Below are 19,694 nucleotides of genomic sequence, written 5' to 3' on the forward strand. Positions count from 1 at the left end.
GGTGCGGCCTCCTTTACGTACGGAAAATGATTTCACGATAAATATTGATAATAAAATCGATAATTTGCTGCATCATACTCAGCACAAGCGTCCCAAGAAATACGATAATGCCCATTACGATTACCGTCAGCAGCATCGTAATAATCGTTTTAAACGCCGTATATTGATGAACCGTCATCGTACCGACAAATAGAAGCGCTAGAAACCAAATGGTGGATATAGACATGACTAAATAATAAAAAGCCGTTTCTTCCTGTACCATAAACCGGCTCGCAATGGTCATGGGCACATAAAGAATGACCATAGGAACAAGCGCATAACCCGTCGCCATAACAATTTCTTTGAATTTACCTTCGCCATCCATTAAGGTTGTAATCGCCCAGTTGGATATACACCAAAGAAAGAAAGGAAATACAATCGTAACGAGCTGAGTCAGGCTGTTCAAATGACGTGGATCATTATAGTTCACAAGGAAACCTGCAAACTGATTTTGTAAAATAACAGAAACGATGACAAGCAGCAAAATAGCTAATGCGACCTTTACTTTTCCTTTGCCGTCATACTTCATATCCCAGAAGCCGTCAAAAGGATGAACGATTAAATGCAGCGGAAACTTGATGAAATCCTGCTTCATAGCGGTCTGCCCTCCTTAGCGGTTTGCGATGCAAAGTCCGACATTGCAAGCTTCCTCTTTTTCATTCGAGAGCTTACCAGCTTGAACGCAAGCCATGCTGCTGCTAGGACGATCAGCATTGTTAGAAAGGTTCCTGAATGTTCCTTCATTACTTCCCTGCGGTACCTTTTGTAAGCTACGGAATAACTATCGCGGTCCATGCCCAGCTTGAAATACTCGAGCGCTTCTCCGTTCTTCCGCTCCATCAGCAACGATTTGCCAATGCCTATATACGCAATATCGTAGTTGCTGTTTAACCGAAGCACTTCTTGCCAAATCGGTACCGCCAGCTTATCCTCACCGGTGTAATGCAGCTTCACAGCCTCGTTTACACTGGCACCAAATTTCGTTGGCTCAAATACGACGATATTGCTTTTCCCACGATCAAGCACCAGTTGCTTTTCACCCAAATGCTCGACGGCGACCGGTATTTTAAACGTACCGATCTGATTTCCCTTACCGCCATACACATAGAGCAAATCGCCTTCGTCATTGTAGGTAAATACTTTGCCTTGGTTTCCGTCGAGCACGCTGTACATTCCGTTTTCGAGTACCTTCACATCAATCAGCTTGGAAGGACCCACAGCGCGCCTGAACAAAATATCCCCTAACACATCGAAGTAACCGAAGCGCTTCAGCACATCCTCACCTGATGGATTAAGTCTTTTTACTGGTTCCTTGGAGTCAGGATCGATGTTCGTTGCATATACAAATCCTTTGGCATCGATATCGATATTCGAAAACTCGGTTGGTATAAACAGCACCATTTGCGCTTTCTGTGCTTTGGTTGAAAGCAAGCGCCATATGACTTCCGTATAGTCCCGCTGCACTTTGTTTGTCCCTACATATCCGATAAACTGGCCTTTCTCATCAAACTGCATGATGCCTTCGTAGATGCCTTGCGCTACGACATAAACCCGTTTGGCTTTATCTACCGTTACTTTTAACGGAATAAATTTAAAATCACTTGCCAAAACATCAGATTTGGGCTGCTCGATTGTTCGAAGCAATTCACCGTCGCTCGACAACACGACAACTCGCCCGTTGTCCGTATCCGCAACATAAAGCTGCTCATCCTCATCAACGAATAGTCCCGACGGATTTTTAAAACCGATCTTTTCTCCGTCCTTCTCGTACTCGTTAATGATGTTTTTCACTTTCCACTGATCATCTAAAATAACGATTCGGCCATTGCCGCTGTCCACAATGTATATGAGCCCGCTTGCAGACACGACCATATCCTTTGGCTCTAAAAAGTCACCGATGCCGATATCAGCTCCAGATATGGAGAGTTTGGGTACATAAGCCGCTGGTGCTGGAACTGCTTCTTCCCAATAGTTATAGTTGTAGCTCTCATATGGCGTCGACGCTGCAGACGCAGGTAGAGGCGCTGCGGTAATAAACAATAGGGAAGCCGCCGCGATGACGAGAAACCATTTTTTCGCTGACAAGTGCATTCCCCCCCTTTTAATCTTTCATTCCTGAAGTCGCCATCGTTTCAATAATACGGCTTTGCGAGAAAACGAACAGCGTAATCGGAACGCTCATCAGAATGAGTGCTACCGCTGCCGCCGCTCCTGCACGAGCAATACCGCCTGCCACAACTTGATTAGCTGCAAAATGCAGCGATTTAAGCTGTTCGCTGTAAATGAAGCCATTCCCATCGCTGCCCCAAAGAATTTGGAAAAGCAAAATAATTAGCGTCAGCCATGCCGGTTTTACATTGGGCATTACGATGGTCCAGAAAATTCGATATTCGCTTGCTCCATCAATTTTCGCCGCCTCTAACAGCACATCAGGAATTTGCTCCATAAATTGCTTCATTAGATAGAGACCAAGCGAATAAGCAAAAGCTGGAATGATGACTGCCCAATACGTGTCGATCAAGCCTAACCATGACATGATCATATAGTTTGGAATAGCTGTTACGGCTGGCGTAAACATCAAGGATAAAACGACAATGCTGAACATGAAGCTTTTACCTGGAAACTTATGCTTGGCTAGCGGATAAGCAGCTGCCGACGCTAGCAGTACATGTCCAATGATACCCATGCCGGTAATGAAAACTGTGTTGAAAATATATCTTGAAAAAGGAACCCATGAATTGCCTAACAATGCAAATAAATCGATAAAGTTGTTCATGGTCGGGTTTCGAACAAATAATGTCGGAGGAAACATAAATATTTCATCCAACGGTTTAAAGGCATTATTGATCGCATAGATTAGCGGCACGATCATGAACGCACCAAACGCCGTAAGCAAAACAAAAAGCGAGAAGCTGCCCCAGAACGATCGATTTACCCGTTTCCTCGGGATTCGAAAGGAGAAGTTCATGAACTTATTCACCTACCCTGCGAAGAAGTTTTTGAACGATGAGATTCGATCCCACCATAATCATGAATAACACAGAAGCGATGGCAGAAGCGTAACCCATCTCAAAACGGGTAGTACCGAAATCGATTAAGTGAGTAACTATCGTCTCAGCTGCATAGTTGACGCTTGGGAACCCTGCGAGAGCGATCGAAACATCAGCCACTGCAAATGCCGTCGTAATCTGAATGACTGCCCCGAACATCAGCTGCGGCCGCATCGAAGGCAATGTAATGTACCAAAGCTCCTGCCAGCGATTCTTCACGCCATCGACTGCGCCAGCCTCATATAATGTCCGGTCAACGGTTTGCAAACCTGCAATAAAAGCAAGGAAACCCGTTCCAAGACTAAGCCAAAGCTGAACAAGAATGATGATCGGCAAAATGTATTCCTCTTTTTTCAACCATTGAAGCGGCTCCAAGATGATGCCCAGCTTCAATAAAAAACCGTTGGCAATACCATAACGATCGCCGGAGAAAATCATCAGCCATATAAAATACACATTTCCGGATATGGACGGCGCATAAAATACGAGAGTCATTATCGCTCTCAGCTTTGGAGACAGCTCATTAATAATCCATGCAAAAACAAAACACGCGATATAACTAATTGGTCCCGTTATTACAGCGAACAACAGCGTGTTCTTTACGGCAATGAGGAATACATCATCATCTAGAAATAAACGCGTATAGTTCTGCCAGCCGACAAACTTTGGAAACTCCAGCATATTGAAGTACGTAAAGCTAAGCACCACCGACACCAAAACCGGCAGTACTGTAAACACGGCGAACAAAACCATGTAAGGCGCCAGCAATATGTAGGAGTGTTTGTTTGCCTTCACTTCCCGCAGCTTCAGGTTCCACCAATTTTGCACGCTTGACCCTCCCTCCATTATTGCGGCAACCCGAACTCTTTTCGTTTCGTCGTAATTTCATCCTGCATATATTGGACATAGTCCATAATCGATTCGCGCGCCTGCACTTGACCAACTACCGTCTTATAGAAAGCATTAAACAAATGTCGGCCTGTGAAATATCCGCCTGGCACTTCCGGCACCCCTTGTACCCATTCAAATTGCGCCTTCAAGTTTTCGTAATCGGTAACCGGCCATGGCAAGCTGTCGAGTGCCTTGATATTGGCAGTCGGATAACGGGCTGCTGCGCCCATCAAACCTTCCATTTCACGACCAAACACCGTTTGTGTCGCTTCGCTGGTCCACCATTTCATGAACTCCCATGATGCTTCCTTGTCCTTCGCCTTCTTCATCATTACGACAGCGCTGCCTCCGCTTGGCACCTCACGATTAATGGAGCCATCCTTCTGGATGGTTCCCGGAACAGGAGCGAAGCCCCACATGCCGCGAATTTCTGGCGCAAATACAGACAGCTGGTTATAGGTTGTATAATCTGCAATGCCTATTGGCATCTGCCCCGTACGGAAGCGATTGGAGAAATCATATTCCCGTTCTAATTTATAATCGGTATAAAACTCCGTCCATTGCTTGAATGTTTCGATGCCGATGCGTGAATCCAGATCGGATTCTTTGCCATCATTGCGGTATAGCTGTCCGCCATTCTGAAATAATAGTGCCGCATACATCGAGTTTGGCGGTATGTTTTGCCCTTGAACAGCAGCTTGTGCCACAACTGGCAAACCGAATTGCATATGATTTTTACTTAGAACGGCTAGTAAATTAGAAACTTCATCCCAAGTTTGCGGAATTTCCAGATCCAGCTGATCAAGCACATCCTTACGATAAAAGAGCATGTTGAACGTTTGTGTTTCCGGCAACGCATAAACCCCGCCATCATAGCTGTATGGAACAACTGCGCTTGGACGGAAACGTTCCCTGACCTCTTCGAAATCAGCAAACTGTGTCAAATCAGTTGAAGCGTTACGCATCGCAAAGTTAACAGGCAAATCATTTTCAATCTGCATGGCGATGTCGGGACCTTGGCCCGCCAGCGTTGCAGGCAGCAGTGTTCCCATGTTTACCAGCTTCAAGTTGACATTAATGCCGGTAACGGATGTAAAGGTTTCGTCAATCATCGCCTTCATCGTGTTGGCTTGATCCCGTCCGCTTCCGATCCATACGGTAATCGACCTTTGGTCGGCGTCCTCAGAAATATTTCCGATCTGATTGTAATCGGTAAAGAAAGAAGAAATAAAGGTTGCAGATTGATGCTTAAGATTCGCGGCGAAGCCCATTCCTTTTTTAGGGAATTTCTTATCTGGTGAAGCGACATACAGCGCATCGATCTCAAGCGGCTGCTGCCTTGCTTGCTGAACCCAAGTTCCTAGTCCGCCCGTGTTTGTCTTGTAGGCTCCAAGCCTTCTCGGAATGGTATCCGGCTTCTCAACCATCTCATCCAATTGCAGTGACATCGTCTTTAGAAGAGCCTCTTGGTCACTGGATTGTCCTGATAATTTGACGAGCTGCGCGGCAATGGTTTTAAGACGTTCACTTTCTTCTTCAAAAACGTTAAGTATGTTGGGAACTTTTTTCTCAATCTGATAATCACGGTATTCATCGGGCTTTGTTCCCGTAATCATCAATATTTTGCGATACATTTCATTCAAATTATAAAGACTGCTTTCAACCTCTCGAATGAGCGGGGCAAACTCGCCTAGGCTTACCTCAAGCCTGAGTGTATGCTTTCCTTTTTCCAGGCGGTATAAATAAGGAGACTTTCCACCCATCACATCAAGCCGATAGGAGCTCTTATAACGAAACGCAACCTTTTCCATTTCCTTAAAAGGAATTTCGCCGTCAATGGTTAATGTACGAGTCGAATAAATGCCTCTAACGAAGTTTTGCTGCGTTTTAAAGGCAATTTGGTAAAGCCCCGTTTCAGGGACATCAATTTCCCATTCCATCCATTGACCAGGAAGACGAAAGTTCAAGCCGCCAATCGTATTTATTTTTATTTTTGAAGAGCTGTAAGGATATACTGCAGCACTTGAACGCTCGCTTAGCGGATACAAGGTAGGTGAAGACTTTGCTGTGGAAGCCTCGCCTTCAATCGTAATCAATTGGCCGCTCGTTTCCTTCATACCATCTGCTTCATACTGCTTAAGCAACTGTTCATAGGGTAGTGGAGCAGGCTGTTGAAATAGTTTCAATTGTTTAACGACCATCGGTTCCCGTGTAGATTCAAGCGTAATCGTATGTTTGCCCTGCGAAAAATAAAATAAGAAAGGCTCATTCTCGTAACCATCGGAATCTTGAAATGTTTTCTCGCTCCATCTCGGCTTCTCCACTTGCTTTGGTCTGAGATCATTGCCTTGATTGTCCTGTACAACTTGAGCTGCTTGATTATCCCAAATACGGTCAAATTGCAGGAAAGCAGCTTCTCTGAACGGACGTTTTCCGTCAATGAATAAATCCCGTTCAATCGCTGAGCTTTTTCCTTCAATGGGATAATAGAGCAAAGAAAGATTGTAAAGACCCGCATCAGCCACATCAAATGACCATTCCACTTTGCCCGATTCGCCTGTTAACAAGGAAGATCCGTCCATGCCCTCGTAGTTGTTAAGCTTCTCGAACTCAGCACCCTCTATATGGCTGTAATTGATTGCTTCTAATACGATTTCCCGCTCTGGACGGGCTGCCGCCTCATATTGCGAGACATATTCATGATATTTTTGTTCATTATAAGCCGAGATCTGCGTCGATCCGGATTGAACGGACTCCTCCGTCAGCGCATTATCCGAACTGCCGACTGCATGCACCTTAGGCACTGACGGAAGTACCATTAAAACTGCCAAAACAAAAGGGACTAGCTTCCTTGCCATATTGGTTAGCCGCAAATTGCTTATCACCAGAGGTCCTCCTTACATGCATAAACGGTTTCTCCGTCCATAGGCGGGGAAGCTCACGTTTGATGGTGAAATAAAAGCCCATATATCTTCTAGCATTTATTTTCCTCGTTCTCATACAATCGGGGGAAGTCATGAAAGACGTCCCCCGACCTGTACATTAAACCGCTGCCTTCAATTACTTAGAAAGCTTGGCTATGGACGCTTCTGCTTCCGGCTTATACTTCTCAGCAGTCGCAGTCACTGATTGATTATTTACGATAATATCTGTAACGAACTTCCCAGTAGGGAAATCAGGGAAAGCATCATCCAGCAAGATTTGGCCTGTGTTCGTAATATGATCACGCTGCATAGCTACATCTTCCTCGTGATTGTAGAGCCCTTCCAGCCACTCTTGGCTTGGGAATTCTTCCGTTTGAGTAATATCAAATGTTTCTTCGTAAATTTGGTAAACCAATTGCGCGTCTTTTACGCCTTTTGGAATAAATTTAGCCGCTTGTCCAGGGTTCGCATAAGTAACTTCTGGACTTCCTTGTGGCCCATTCGGAATTGGCACAACACCGATATCGAACGTTAATTCACCAATGTTCCACGCCGGTGCTTGGAACATCGCTACATCGCCGTCTTTAAACGTGTTGAATTCTTCATAATTCATTCTGTCGCCTGTTTTAATTTTCATAACGTTCTCAACGTTGTATAGACGGTTAACAAACTCTGCCGCTTCAATCGTTTTTGGATCGGTTAAGCCTTGAACGCCTGCTCCTTCGTCAACGATTTTGCCGCCATTTGCAGCCGTAAAGTTGCGGAAAATATCAATGGACCAGCCTGAGAAGCCATAAACGTCAATTTTTCCGTCATTGTCTGTATCCTTCGTTGCTAGCTTTGCAATTTCCAAAAACTTGTCCCAGTTCCATTGGCCGCCTGCATAAAGCTCTTGAAGATCCGGAAGGCCAAGTTTTTTGAACAAATCGCGATTGTAGTGCATGGCTGTACCGCCTGAACCTGGATTGTCAAATGCATATTCACCGCCAGCTATAGCAGGCGCTTTGGCCATCAAGTTTGCATCGTTGTTGATGTTATTAGCTGAAGTTGTAAACTCGCTGATCGGAAGCAGCTGGCCTTTCAATACAGCCGGCAATGCTGCTTTGTATTCCATTTGAACGATGTCTGCGAAAGGCTCACCTGTCAGGACAGTAGCCGTAAACTTCGGCATGTACTCTTCAAAAGGAACGTTTACGAATTCGATTTTCACATTATATTTTTTTTCGACTTCTTCAATTTTAGCGAGACGCTCTTTCTCGGAAGCCGTTGCTCCTGCTGGTGTCAAATCCCACCATGCAGCTACTTTAATAACGCGTCCACCCATATCGACAGGTTCTGGTGTTGCTGTGGCTTCCTCAGGTGCTGCAGTCGGATCAGTGACAGCGCTTTCTTTTGGAGCGTTATTCGTTCCTTTATTTCCGCCGTTCCCGCCGCTGCAAGCTGTAAGTATGAGCATGAAACATAACACCAAAATGGACAAACCTTGTATTTTTCTCATGACCGAACCTCCCATTTTTACATTCATCAGTTGGTATAAAGTAAAAATCCCCATTTAAAAGCGCTTTCATTCCTAAACTTTGAAAAACCCAACAGCTAACCTCACCGCCTTTTCGTTATTTGATTTCCGTAATTTGTTATTTCGTTTTGCATAACGCAATATAACACCAAAAACAAAACTGGTCAATTGTTTTTTATTTGTTATCTAAGCGCGCTAGTATTTTTAAAAAAATAAGTTAAATTCCGTTTTATCGCTTGTATACMCTTGAAAAAACAGCTATATTTATCTACATAACAAAATAACAAAAAGACAATAATAAAGCATTGAGGTGAATGAACTTCCTAAATAAAACTCTAAATAAAATAATAATGTTTAATATTTTTTAGCAATTAAAAAACAAGTTTAATTGTTAGTAACAATACGGTAAAATAATGACTAGCATTTCTTCACATATAATAAAGGACTTCTTTACATATAGATGGCTTGGCAAACTAACTAATTAAGGTAGGATGAAATTTATGCGCCGGAAGGTAACGATTCAATCAATTGCCGATTATACAGGATTGTCAAAATTCGCAGTATCACGAGGGTTAGCCGGGAAATCGGGGGTTAGTCCACAAACAAGAGAAGTAATATTAAGAGCTGCAGGACAGCTTGGTTATTTTAAGGACGCTCAGACGCCTCCTGTTTCAAGCGAGCTGATGGATACAGAATCACGAAGCTGGTCCGGAACCATTCTAGTGCTTTTCCCAAATGTTCGTTATCAAAATACTGATTCCTTATATTGGGGTCCAATCTTTAACGGCATATCTACAAGGCTGAACCAAAAGGGCATTAACATCCTTACATTAACCGAGCCTACTAACGACTCCATGTTCTCACTTTTAAACCCAGAAGCCATTATGGGCATTATTACTGTAGGCTCTATTTCTACCTCTGTGCTGCTTGATATTAAACGGCTCGGCATTCCTGTCGTGATGGTCGATCATTACGATCCAAACTTTCACTGCGACTCGATTTTTACAGACAACTTGTCCAGCATGAGAGAAATAATGAACGCCGTCATTACAAAAGGGTACAAAAACTATCAATTTTTAGGAAATATTAGAGATGCGCAAAGCTTCTATGAGCGTTTCCTTGGTTTCCGTTCAGCTCTCGAGGACAATGATATTGAACTAAAGCAAATTCCTTCTCTTATGGGACCAGAAATTGAAAACTTTCACGATACATTCAAAGCTGCTATTGAGGAGTATGGTTTACCTGAAGTATTTGTTTGCGCCAATGATATATTTGCCTCTTTTGCGTTAGATACATTAAAAAATATCGGCATGTATATTCCAGAAACGCTCGTTTTTACCGGCTTCGACAATACCCATCCTCAGATTCCTTTTTTGGCTACTGTTAATGTAGATAAGGAGCTGCTGGGCAAACGTGCTGTTGACCAGATGCTATGGAGAATACTCAATGCAACAACGAGCTACGAAAAGACGCTAATTCAAGCTGAGATTATTTTCCGAAATTAAACATGAAAGGAGGATGGCCCTAGCGGTCATCCTCCTTTTGCAGTGTTTTTTTAAGAATCCGTTCGAAATGGCGATGCGGGAAGTCCTGCTTTATTATACAAATTAATCGTCGGTGAATCGCTCCAGCCATATCTTACCGATACTGGTTCAGCAACCTTATCCGATGATACAATGACCGAGTTGCCATCAATTTGGGCATTAGCAGCATAATATCTCTTGTCTTCCCCCGCAATTGCAAAACCAATCAGCTTGCCTGATTTCTCCTCCTGTACAGGTTCAAGTCCAGCCTTTATTCCTGCCATTAAGCCTGAATCAGCATGCTCGAAAAAAAGACGAATGGCCGCTCCTTCCTTCGCCATCGACGTATATATGGGTCCTGAATATTCAATCGTATGGTTGTCAAATTTGCCTAAAGCACACAATGCAGATCGCCAGCCGACATCCTGCTTATTCGTTGGATGGATATCAGCGCTATCTCCTACATCTGTTGTGACAACAAGACATGCGTGGTTATCATCCTGCACCGTTTTGAGCTGAGCTTCGCGTATTTCCGGCAGTCCTTCATTTTTTTGCGCCGGATTAGCTTCGCTTTGAACGGTGCCAAATGCTGAAATTTGAATGATTATAAACGGCAGACGTTCATCCGAAAAAGCTAAGCGCCAATCCTTCATCAGATCAGGCAGCAGCTTGTTATAGCGACGCTCTCCCCAATTGCTTTCACCTTGATACCAGAGCACACCTTTTAATTTGTAAGGCGTAAGGGGCGCAATCATCCCATTAAAAAGAGCGATCGGTGATTTAGCTGTCTCAATCATCACTGCGCCTGTTTTAATCTCATCAGCTGCTGCTGTAAAATCTGGATTGCTTTGCAACATAGGGTAGCTTGTCCATGATTCTGCTTTTGTACCGCCAACAGCTGAGAAGAGAATGCCGATAGGTACATTGGTTTCCTTGTTTATTTTACGGGCAAAAAAATAAGCTACGGCGCTGAAATCCACAGCTGAATCGGATGTCACCTTCTGCCATTTGGTTCCCTTGTCTACCATGGATAGCGGAACAGGACTTGTTGCTTGCGGTATTTTCATAAATCGAATATTGGGATGATTTGCTTGTTTCATTTCCTCTGCCGCATTCATTACAGCGGGCAGCTTAAACTCCATATTGGATTGCCCCGAGCTGAGCCATACATCACCAAACAAAACATCAACGAGCTCAATCCTCTCTGTGCTGCTGCTAACCGTTATTTGATGAGGTCCTCCTGCTGAAAAAACACCCAATTCTATTTTCCAATAGCCATCGGCATCTGTTAACCCAGAAATTGCATGATCATTCATTTGGACGGTTATTTTCGTATTCGGCTCTGCCCAGCCCCATATGGCTGCCTGCTTATCCCTTTGAAGAACCATGTGATCACCGAACATCGGATTCAATAAGGGCTTGCCTATATAGGCAGGTAATGCCTTATAGGATATAACTGCTTCTGCTTCCATTTCTGCTCTGGCATTTAATCCGCGCGCCAGTACCTTGAGCTCATAATCGCCTGCTGCAGGGGGAAGAAAGGTATATTGATGATGTCTGCTAAACTCGTTTAACGGCATCCAATCTCCTTTTTTTTCACGAGCAAAAAAACGATATTCCGCAGAATGGTCAGCACGAGCCGCGACCGTAACCGCAGCATCAGACGGACCTGTGCTTTCACTTTCTAAATGGAGCGCAACACGCGTAACATTGCCGTCAGAACCTCCAATTAATTGAATATAGTCAATGGCAATCCAGCCCCAGCTATTTGAAATATCAAACGTATGCTTTCCTGCGTTCAAATCATATTGTCCGATCACAGCATCCTTCCATACAGCCGTATCCTTAAATGTATATTCAGCAAGCCGTTCTCCATCCAAGGCTATAAAATTCGGCTTATCTCCTCCTGCCGTTTTGTACCGAATTAAAATCATATATGTGCCCTCAGCTTCTATATCCATAAGAAATCTCAAATTATCGCCGCTCGTATCAAAGCCCTCCACGAATTTACCGCCTGATGCACCATCATCCTCTGAGATAGTTAATCCAGTCAGTTCTCCATCCTCTGCCTCTAACGTTAGTGTCGTTCCCAATATCCGATGTTCCTCCCCGGATGCAGCCAATGTCTCCTGTGGCAATACGGTTGGAACAATCCATTCATTTTTAGTTGTTTCTGTATCTGCTTGCTTCATCACAATCACTCCAATTAAAAAAACGATAATAATACCAAATAATATGAGCCACTTCATGTTACGGCTTCGTATAGCCTGCTTATTATGCATCTTCCATCCAACCTTCTACTTATTTACTCTGCATGCTGCAAATAATCATTTCAGACAAGGAAAAGGGCTGGAATCCAGCCCTTTCCCTATCCTTTGAGTACCTATCCATTTCGTTATTGCAGCACAACACTGTCTACATAAACCGAAGTTGATCCACTTGAGTTAGTAGGTGAAATGAACTGAACGCCCACTTCACGCACATCACCCAAATTGGCTACTCCAGATAAGCTGAGTGAAATCGTAGTTGCACCCGATGAATTGATGTTTACCGATCCTGAATCATACCAAGTGTAAGCGGAGCCCGTCTTAATAAACAGCTTCGCCTGCAGGCCGCTGCCAAAGGTTCCCCACGCAGCATGCTTCACTTTAACAGAAACAGAAGATTTGCCGCTGAAATTATTAGCACCCGCATATTGCAAATAATATTGACCGCCGCCTAACGTAACGTCTGCTTTGAGCGAGCTGCTGCCGCTTGCCGCCCATTCCGTTACAGACCAAGGCCCGCCAGCAACGTTTGATGCCGTCCAGCCTTGTGCATTTCCGCCTTCAAAATCGTACAACGTAGAGCTGCTGCTGCTATTAAACACGGAAGCTTTTGTAGAAGTAGCCCAAATGCCATTTGTTCCGTTAATGACAAGATTGCCCCATGTAGTAAGCGTCTGCCAATCACTTGTCGTCATATCCAGCCACGAATTCGCCGAATCATTTCCTGTCCACGACCATGCCATATAACCGATGCCTTTCGCCTGACTTTGGTTCATGACCTCTTGTGCATTAACTTGACTTCCCAAGTTGTTATTGCCGTTGTTGTAGTTATAGCCAAACTCTCCAACCATAACAGCCAACCCTAAATTTTTAATCGCTTGCAGCTCCGTGCCAATCCGAGAAGAATCATTCCATGAGCCGTACATATGAATGGAGAACATGACATTATGATCCGGATCATGAGTGAGGAGCGCGTTGCCATATGCTTTGATTGGTGAAGAATTTTGTCCCCAGCCTGAGGCGTCAACGATAATCGTGTTATGAATTCCAGCATTTCGAATGGTTGAAATAGCCGTCTTGTACGCATCGCGCCAAGCGGTATCCGCAAGATTCCCATCGCCCCATTCATTAGCGATATTAACGAGCACATACTTTTCATTGCTCGTTAAAATCGTTTTAACCGCGCTGCTGGCAAAATAACTAGCCATATTATTTAAAGCAGTTGCGCTGTTAGAGCCTGTTGCGTCATGCAGTTCAACAATGGCAACCATGCCGAGCTGTTTGCAACGATCGATAATTTGCTGCAACCGCGATGCCGAACCGCTTGTCGTCCAGACGATTCTAACAGCGTTCGCTTTTTTCGAACTAATCGTGCTTAGCGCATCATACGCTTGTGTATCAAACCATGCGTGAGCATTATTGACACCTCGAATGACAAAGTTATTCCCGTTTGCATCCTTCAAATTGTTGCCGCTTACATAAAAACCGTTAGCCGCATGAATTTGTTCACTCGAAATAAAAGGCACAACAAGTGCAAGCATAAGAACAAACATAAACGTCATTTTTAATCTCCTGATCATCATAATAACTAAATCCCTCCAACTGTTTTTTTGTGTTGCAGCCCTAGGTTCTTAGTGTTTGATCTGGTTGCCTGTTACTTCAAAGACGTTGACATTATTATGAAAGCCTACCACCCCCTTTCACCTGCTTCCTGCGTTTTCCTTAATCGATAGTCCGCATCAAATTAGAAACCATTTCAGCCGCTTGCTCACGATTCACAACCGACTTTGATGCAGTGGCATCATTGCTTTTGAATGCTGTAATTCCTATAAGCTTGGCGACGCGTTCCAACACTGCTGCCGCATCCTGCTTAGTCATGGCTTCGCGCGGACCAAAACTTCCGTTTTCTTTTCCTTTAATAAGCCCAAGCTTTTGAGCTGTTGAAACAGCCTTGGTATACCAGCCTTCACTCGGAACGTCGTTAAATGTGTTGCTGGCGGTATTGTCATTCAAATCAAACGCTTGAATAATGATTTGAACAAACTCCGCTCTTGTCACAAGGTCAAGAGGCTTAAATAAACCATCGCCTTTTCCCTGTATGATGCTTCTTGCAGCCAAATAATCGATCGCGTCCTGGCTTGCTGCGGATGAGCCTTTATCCTTGAATGACACGTCTGCTGCCGCAGCTGCATATTGACTGAAATGAGTGGGATGAAAAATAACTTTTTTTGTTGTTGCATCGTAATAGCTGTTTTTTACAACCTCAAGCTCGCCGTTTTCTTTGATGTGGTATGTCACGATCGTGTTTGGATTTGCGACTGAGGCTAATGAATAATTCAAAGCCACTTTTAAGGATGCTGCATGAAATGTTGTTATTTTCTTTCCGTCAATGTCAAGATTCAGGCCATAAACCTGTGCGCCGCCAAGCTTAGCTTTGGCAAGATCGCTCATTTGGGATGGATCGACAATAGAGAATGTGAACGTAATCGTTGCAGATGTTCCGCTTAAATGGCTTGATAATTCAGAAAGTGAAATTGTAATCGCAGCAAAACCGATATTCACTTCTAATCGCTCAAGCCCTTTGTCTAAATCTTTAGCTATTTGCTCAGCTGGAATATTGACCTTTACCTCCTTAGCTCCTGCTACTGGAGTTCCGGTAACAAGGATTGTACCCTTTTGAGCTTTGGCGACAGCTGCCTCAAACTCTGCGCTATTAAGCTGAATCGTTTGTTTGTCGCCAGGTCCCGATGCAGGAGGCTGGCTTGTATCTGGATTAGACGGCGTTACAATGGGGTCAGACATAGTAGTTACTTCAAGTTGAGGGCCGCCATCGCTCCAAACTCCATCTCGTGTGGCCGCCTCTACTTTAAACGTATATTTTGTATTCGCTGCAAGTCCGCTAACCTCATAGCTGCTGCTGGAGCCATTCACCTCAGCCAGCTGAATTCCGTTTTTATAGATCGAATAATTAATTATTTCCTGCTCGCTTGATGCACCGCTCCATGACAAGGTGGCGCTCGTTTGTTTGACGTTCGCTGCTTTTAACTCGGCATTTGTCCACACCGGCGCTTTCAGGCCATAGGTTGACAAGTTGCTGGGCAGCTCATCGAGCGTAATGACATATTCATGGTTGAAGACATGAGTAAGATGCTCAGCCGTATTATAAATACCGTTTCTAATAAAATCACCCGTCCATGTGCTGAACCAGCTCCAGTCTGCACCATATAAAGGCAGCAAATCAGGATCTGGAATCGTTCCTGTCTCCGGAAGCGCCACGAGCTTGCGATCCTTGACGACCTCTACTAGACGATCATATTTATTAATATTTGGGCTATAATCGCCTGCTTGGTTGTAAATGTCGGTGCTAATAATATCAACCACATCATCTCCTGGATACCAGTCGGATGACATGGAGTTCCACACCCAAATCAAATTGTTCAATTGATGCTCGTTTGTTAACCGCTCATACATCAATCGATATAGCTGCTTGGCGGATTCTGGTCCTTTGGCGCCCCACCAGAACCAGCCTCCCTCTGCCTCATGCAGCGGTCTCCATAGAACAGGAATATTCGCATCCTGAAGCCTCTTCAGCTGAATGGCAATTACATCGATGTCACTGAGCAGCAGCTTATACTCCTCTGAATCCGGATGACTAAGCGCATACTCAACATCAAACGTTGTGGAGTCGGTGTAGAAGGCTCTCCACCATTCTTTGCCCGGCACATCGATTAAACCGTTTGGCGAATTCCAATGCCAGCAAAGGGATACGATCCCGCCTCTCTCCGCCCATTCCATCATTTTTTCTGTTTCCTCTGACTTCGTACCATGAGCTACCCGAGTAGGAGAATAGTCGATAAGGTCGAAGGAAACCATCGCTGGAAGCTTGCCGGTTTTTTCATAAATCCACTCCGCATCGGATAATTCCTGCTGGCCGGAAATGATGTTCTTGCCGTAGTTATCCACTAAATAATTCATGAGCGCACGCGCTTCCCTTGTTGCATTTGGGTTGATCAACGACTTTGGAACTTGATGCTCTTTGTTCTCGATAGGCATTGGAGTGAGCTTTATATAATCGATGTCATACCAACTCCAATTGGCATCAAAGGATATCGTGTTGTTTCCTGCATTCAAAAAAACCTTCCCTGCCGATATTTCAACAAATTCAGCTGATTCATTAAGATCAACTTCAAACCCAGAAGCCCCGGCTTGATTTTTATTAACGGTTATTAGCGTTTTTTTGAAGCCGTAAGAAGCTCTGTAACCAAAATCCAGCGTATAAAAACCTTCAGCAGGCGCCGATACATCTATCTGAACAGATCCTCCAGGAATAAAAACATAACCGTCGCCGGAATAGCCGTTTCCAGTAGCGCGTATTTCTGCTCCACCCGCCAAAATCCCCGCTTCCGCTTCATATTGGCTGGTATCTGGCACAATAACGGTATCCGCGGATTCAAGCGTAATGTATTCAATGCCATAATAACCCCAGCCTCTTTCAAAACGAATCGTATTGTCGCCTTGCTTGAGCATTATTTTCCCCGCGGAAGCTTCTGATGAAACAGAGCCAGCTTCCGCAATCGCAGGCAGCTCAATCTCCCCGTTGCTCTGACCGTTTACGAGCAGCGACGTTACCTTCCGTCCATAAGGCGAGTAATAACCAATGTTCAGCTTATATAAGCCAGTTGCTGCTGCTTGAACATGAAAGGTTGCAGCTCCAGGATCGCCAGTGAAAAATGAAATGTAACCGTTTCCAATATATTGAATGTCACCTCCTGCAGTTGTAGTTAAAAATTGTGCAGCGCCCTCTACTTCTGCACTAGCTGCTTCATATTTAATAGCAGATGCAGTCGCGTTTACATAAGGGTAGAGAGGAATGGCCCCCATAACAAACATTAGGATCAAAGCATAAAACAAAACCTTGCGTGTTCCCCATCGGTAGTTAAAACCCATTTCATTCGTCACCTCTAATTCATAATGATGAAGCTATGCTTTTGGGACGTGCGCCATGCGATAGTATAATCAGCCCCGCTAGAAAACGCTTTCAAAAATGAATCACCTCCTTTCTACGTTTAGTAAACGTAAGTAGCTAAGTTACTTGAACAGGAGCATCTTGCTGCATGGGTAAATTTACAAGCAGCATTTCGTTATTGAGAAGATAACATAAATAACATTATGTTTGCAATAAAAATAATAAATAACTATATAATAACAATTTTAATTTTGTTATTGTCGAATTTAGCCGTATAAATGCTGCACTTTGTCTCATTTGCTAGCTCAAACGAATAACAATTTTCATAAACCTTGCAAACAAAACCTCTCTTTCGACTAAAGTCTAGGTAACAATTAGACCAATGACTGATTTGATGAAATGGCGAATCCATTAAAGTTAAGAGGAAATAAATTACATATTAATTGAAAGGATGGAAATCAATGATGTTGATGTTTCAAGAAAGAAGGAAAAGCAGGAAAGCTTGGGCACCCGCCCTGCTCGCAGCGGTGATCGCCTTTTCGGCCATCTCATTTCCTGCAAGGAGCGTTGAGGCAGCAGATGCAACTGGCCCCAAGGATGCTAAGGAAGTTGAGGCGTTTGTCGATGAGTTCTTTAAACGTCCAGAGGTTGCGAGCTCGCTAGCTGGTAGTGCAGTGGTAGTGGTGGGCAATGATAAAGTGCTGCTGAACAAAGGTTATGGTTATGCCGATGTGGAGAGCAAGAAACCTGTTGATCCTGATAAAACCATGTTCAGAATAGCTTCCATATCCAAAGTATTTACAGCAACAGCCGTCATGCAGCTCGTAGAAGAAGGCAAAATAGATTTGGATCAGGATGTAAGCTCCTATTTGAAAGGCGTGACGATTCCCAATGAGACCGGCAGCAAACTAACGATGCGACATTTATTGACTCATACAACAGGTTTCGACAAAACAGATGTGTTGACTGCTCCAGATGCGACCCGCAAAGACTATCCTCTCGAACAATATATTAAAGAGAATTTACCTACCATCGTACGTAAGCCGGGAGCGGCTTATCGCTATGATAATTTAGCTTTCAATTATCAAGGATTAATCGTGCAAAATGTGACTGGCAAGCCATTCGAACAAGTCGTTGATGATCAAATATTCCGTCCGCTGCAAATGACAAACAGTGATTTCCGGATGACGGATAAAGTGCTGGCAAACCTTGCTACCGGTTATAACCAATTAAAGGAGCCTTGGCCGCAATACCAGCTCACGCCTACAATAGCGCCAGACGGGGGCATGTTCGCAACAGGCACGGATATGAGCAAATTTATGCTCGCTCAATTAAATGGCGGCAAGCTTGGTGAAAATCGTATTTTACAGGATAATATAGTTAAGGAGATGCAGCGGGTACAGGTTGGCATTCATTCAGAAATTCCGAACATGGCTTTAGGTTTTGAGATGTTTTTCCAAGAACATTTCAATGGCGAGACTGTCATTGGAAAGGGCGGAGATTTGGAGGGCTATCATTCGTGGATGTGGCTGCTGCCTGAACAAAAGGTAGGCGGATTTGTTGTAACGAACAGCGATGCCAGCGATATACGTGAGCAGCTGTTCGCCGCGTTTATGGATCATTATTACCCTAAAGCAGAGAAAGAGCGGCCAGCCATTGCACTTACCAAGGCACAATTAGCACGCTTTGAAGGCAGCTACCAGTATTTGCGCGCCCCGCTCGTTTATTACAAAGTAAAGGCGGAAGATGGTTATTTATCCGTTGCCGGACCCAATAGCATTAGGAAACTAAAACCCGTTGGCGAGCTGCTGTTCCAAGATGAAGATGGAAAACTTGGCGCATTTAAAAAAGATGAAGCTGGCAATATCTCATACTTTTATTATTTACTTATTGATGCTTGGTGTGAACGCATAACCCCATCACCTACCTATTCAGATGTACCGCGCAATCATCCGTATGCCGATGACATTTATACTTTACGTGATTTGGGCGGGGTTTTGAATCCAACGTCTACCCTTTTCGAACCAGAAGGAAAAACGACTCGTGCTCAATTCGCAGCTCAGATTGTACGACTAGCTGGTATTACCAAATCAAACCAACCCTCTAAATTCACGGATTTAAAGGCTCATCCATATGAATCAGAAATTCAAACCTTGCTAGAGATTCACGTATTAAGCGGTACTTCAGCCCAGAGGTTTGAACCAGACCGAACGATCACAAGGGAAGAAGCTGCTGTCATTATCTATCGATTATCACGTTTTCTTGGTTTCCCTCCCATACCAGCGAAGCTGAGCGGCAAGACTTCAGCTTGGGCCGAAGAAGCGGTTCAATTCATTGTTGGAGCTCGTTTATATGGACCAGAAATAAAAATGGCGGATAAAGGTACAGATTTCCGTTCGAGAGATCCGCTGCTCAATAAGGAAGCTGCTGCGATTTTAAACCGTTTCGCTAAATTATTTGCGTCAAGTGCAGGCATCTAATACAAAAAAAGACTGCGTTGTCGCCCTTCATCAAGGCG

At 44.1% G+C, this 19,694-nt stretch carries 11 protein-coding genes; 2 read left to right on the forward strand and 9 right to left on the reverse strand.

What is annotated here, in order from left to right; translation table 11 throughout:
• Positions 1 to 13: 13 nt before the first annotated feature.
• The 6 genes from AB4Z45_RS19975 to AB4Z45_RS20000 form a co-directional block, all read right to left on the reverse strand.
• Complete coding sequence (locus tag AB4Z45_RS19975) at positions 14 to 634, reverse strand: Yip1 family protein (protein WP_076266690.1); 621 nt, start codon at positions 632 to 634, stop codon at positions 14 to 16.
• On the reverse strand, positions 631 to 2,130 hold the full coding sequence (locus AB4Z45_RS19980) for an NHL repeat-containing protein (protein WP_441911077.1): 1,500 nt from the start codon (positions 2,128 to 2,130) through the stop codon (positions 631 to 633). The genes AB4Z45_RS19975 and AB4Z45_RS19980 overlap by 4 nt, the downstream gene beginning before the upstream one ends.
• A 10-nt stretch (positions 2,131 to 2,140) precedes the next feature.
• A complete protein-coding gene (locus AB4Z45_RS19985; protein WP_076266688.1) occupies positions 2,141 to 3,007 on the reverse strand; it encodes a carbohydrate ABC transporter permease in 867 nt (288 codons plus the stop codon).
• A gap of 4 nt (positions 3,008 to 3,011) precedes the next feature.
• Entirely contained in the window at positions 3,012 to 3,935 is a 924-nt protein-coding gene (locus AB4Z45_RS19990) for a carbohydrate ABC transporter permease (RefSeq protein WP_076266687.1), read from the reverse strand.
• Positions 3,935 to 6,838: an extracellular solute-binding protein gene (locus AB4Z45_RS19995; protein ID WP_441911138.1), complete on the reverse strand. Its 2,904-nt coding sequence runs from the start codon at positions 6,836 to 6,838 to the stop codon at positions 3,935 to 3,937. Before AB4Z45_RS19995 ends, AB4Z45_RS19990 begins: the two co-directional genes overlap by 1 nt.
• Before the next feature lie 202 nt (positions 6,839 to 7,040).
• Positions 7,041 to 8,402: an ABC transporter substrate-binding protein gene (locus tag AB4Z45_RS20000; protein WP_441911079.1), complete on the reverse strand. Its 1,362-nt coding sequence runs from the start codon at positions 8,400 to 8,402 to the stop codon at positions 7,041 to 7,043.
• A 518-nt stretch (positions 8,403 to 8,920) separates the two neighbouring features.
• On the opposite strand from AB4Z45_RS20000, the gene AB4Z45_RS20005 reads away from it, so the two are divergent.
• A complete protein-coding gene (locus tag AB4Z45_RS20005; RefSeq protein WP_441911081.1) occupies positions 8,921 to 9,925 on the forward strand; it encodes a LacI family DNA-binding transcriptional regulator in 1,005 nt (334 codons plus the stop codon).
• A gap of 50 nt (positions 9,926 to 9,975) precedes the next feature.
• Here the strand turns inward: AB4Z45_RS20005 and AB4Z45_RS20010 are convergent, their stop codons facing one another.
• From AB4Z45_RS20010 to AB4Z45_RS20020, 3 genes are all read right to left on the reverse strand, one after another.
• Positions 9,976 to 12,225 carry a CBM35 domain-containing protein gene (locus AB4Z45_RS20010; RefSeq protein ID WP_441911083.1) on the reverse strand — a complete coding sequence of 750 codons (2,250 nt, stop codon included), beginning with the start codon at positions 12,223 to 12,225 and terminating at the stop codon, positions 9,976 to 9,978.
• Between the two features lie 113 nt (positions 12,226 to 12,338).
• Positions 12,339 to 13,772 (reverse strand): cellulase family glycosylhydrolase, encoded by a 1,434-nt coding sequence (locus AB4Z45_RS20015; RefSeq protein WP_441911085.1) that lies wholly within the window; start codon positions 13,770 to 13,772, stop codon positions 12,339 to 12,341.
• A 160-nt stretch (positions 13,773 to 13,932) separates the two neighbouring features.
• Positions 13,933 to 17,157 carry a glycosyl hydrolase gene (locus AB4Z45_RS20020; protein WP_441911087.1) on the reverse strand — a complete coding sequence of 1,075 codons (3,225 nt, stop codon included), beginning with the start codon at positions 17,155 to 17,157 and terminating at the stop codon, positions 13,933 to 13,935.
• Positions 17,158 to 17,637: 480 nt separating this feature from the next.
• Between AB4Z45_RS20020 and AB4Z45_RS20025 the strand changes: the two genes are divergently transcribed.
• Complete coding sequence (locus AB4Z45_RS20025) at positions 17,638 to 19,656, forward strand: serine hydrolase (protein WP_441911089.1); 2,019 nt, start codon at positions 17,638 to 17,640, stop codon at positions 19,654 to 19,656.
• Positions 19,657 to 19,694 lie beyond the last annotated feature (38 nt).

It is taken from the genome of Paenibacillus sp. MCAF9 (genome assembly GCF_052114265.1).
In the GTDB taxonomy this organism is placed as follows: Bacteria; Bacillota; Bacilli; order Paenibacillales; family Paenibacillaceae; genus Pristimantibacillus.

Coding starts and splice junctions, on each gene's coding strand:
- AB4Z45_RS20005 (WP_441911081.1), top strand. CDS start 8,921: ATGCGCCGGAAGGTAACGATTCAATCAATTGCCGATTATACAGGATTG.
- AB4Z45_RS20000 (WP_441911079.1), bottom strand. CDS start 8,402: ATGAGAAAAATACAAGGTTTGTCCATTTTGGTGTTATGTTTCATGCTC.
- AB4Z45_RS20025 (WP_441911089.1), top strand. CDS start 17,638: ATGATGTTGATGTTTCAAGAAAGAAGGAAAAGCAGGAAAGCTTGGGCA.
- AB4Z45_RS19975 (WP_076266690.1), bottom strand. CDS start 634: ATGAAGCAGGATTTCATCAAGTTTCCGCTGCATTTAATCGTTCATCCT.
- AB4Z45_RS19995 (WP_441911138.1), bottom strand. CDS start 6,838: ATGGCAAGGAAGCTAGTCCCTTTTGTTTTGGCAGTTTTAATGGTACTT.
- AB4Z45_RS19985 (WP_076266688.1), bottom strand. CDS start 3,007: ATGAACTTCTCCTTTCGAATCCCGAGGAAACGGGTAAATCGATCGTTC.
- AB4Z45_RS20010 (WP_441911083.1), bottom strand. CDS start 12,225: ATGCATAATAAGCAGGCTATACGAAGCCGTAACATGAAGTGGCTCATA.
- AB4Z45_RS19980 (WP_441911077.1), bottom strand. CDS start 2,130: ATGCACTTGTCAGCGAAAAAATGGTTTCTCGTCATCGCGGCGGCTTCC.
- AB4Z45_RS20020 (WP_441911087.1), bottom strand. CDS start 17,157: ATGGGTTTTAACTACCGATGGGGAACACGCAAGGTTTTGTTTTATGCT.
- AB4Z45_RS19990 (WP_076266687.1), bottom strand. CDS start 3,935: ATGGAGGGAGGGTCAAGCGTGCAAAATTGGTGGAACCTGAAGCTGCGG.
- AB4Z45_RS20015 (WP_441911085.1), bottom strand. CDS start 13,772: ATGACGTTTATGTTTGTTCTTATGCTTGCACTTGTTGTGCCTTTTATT.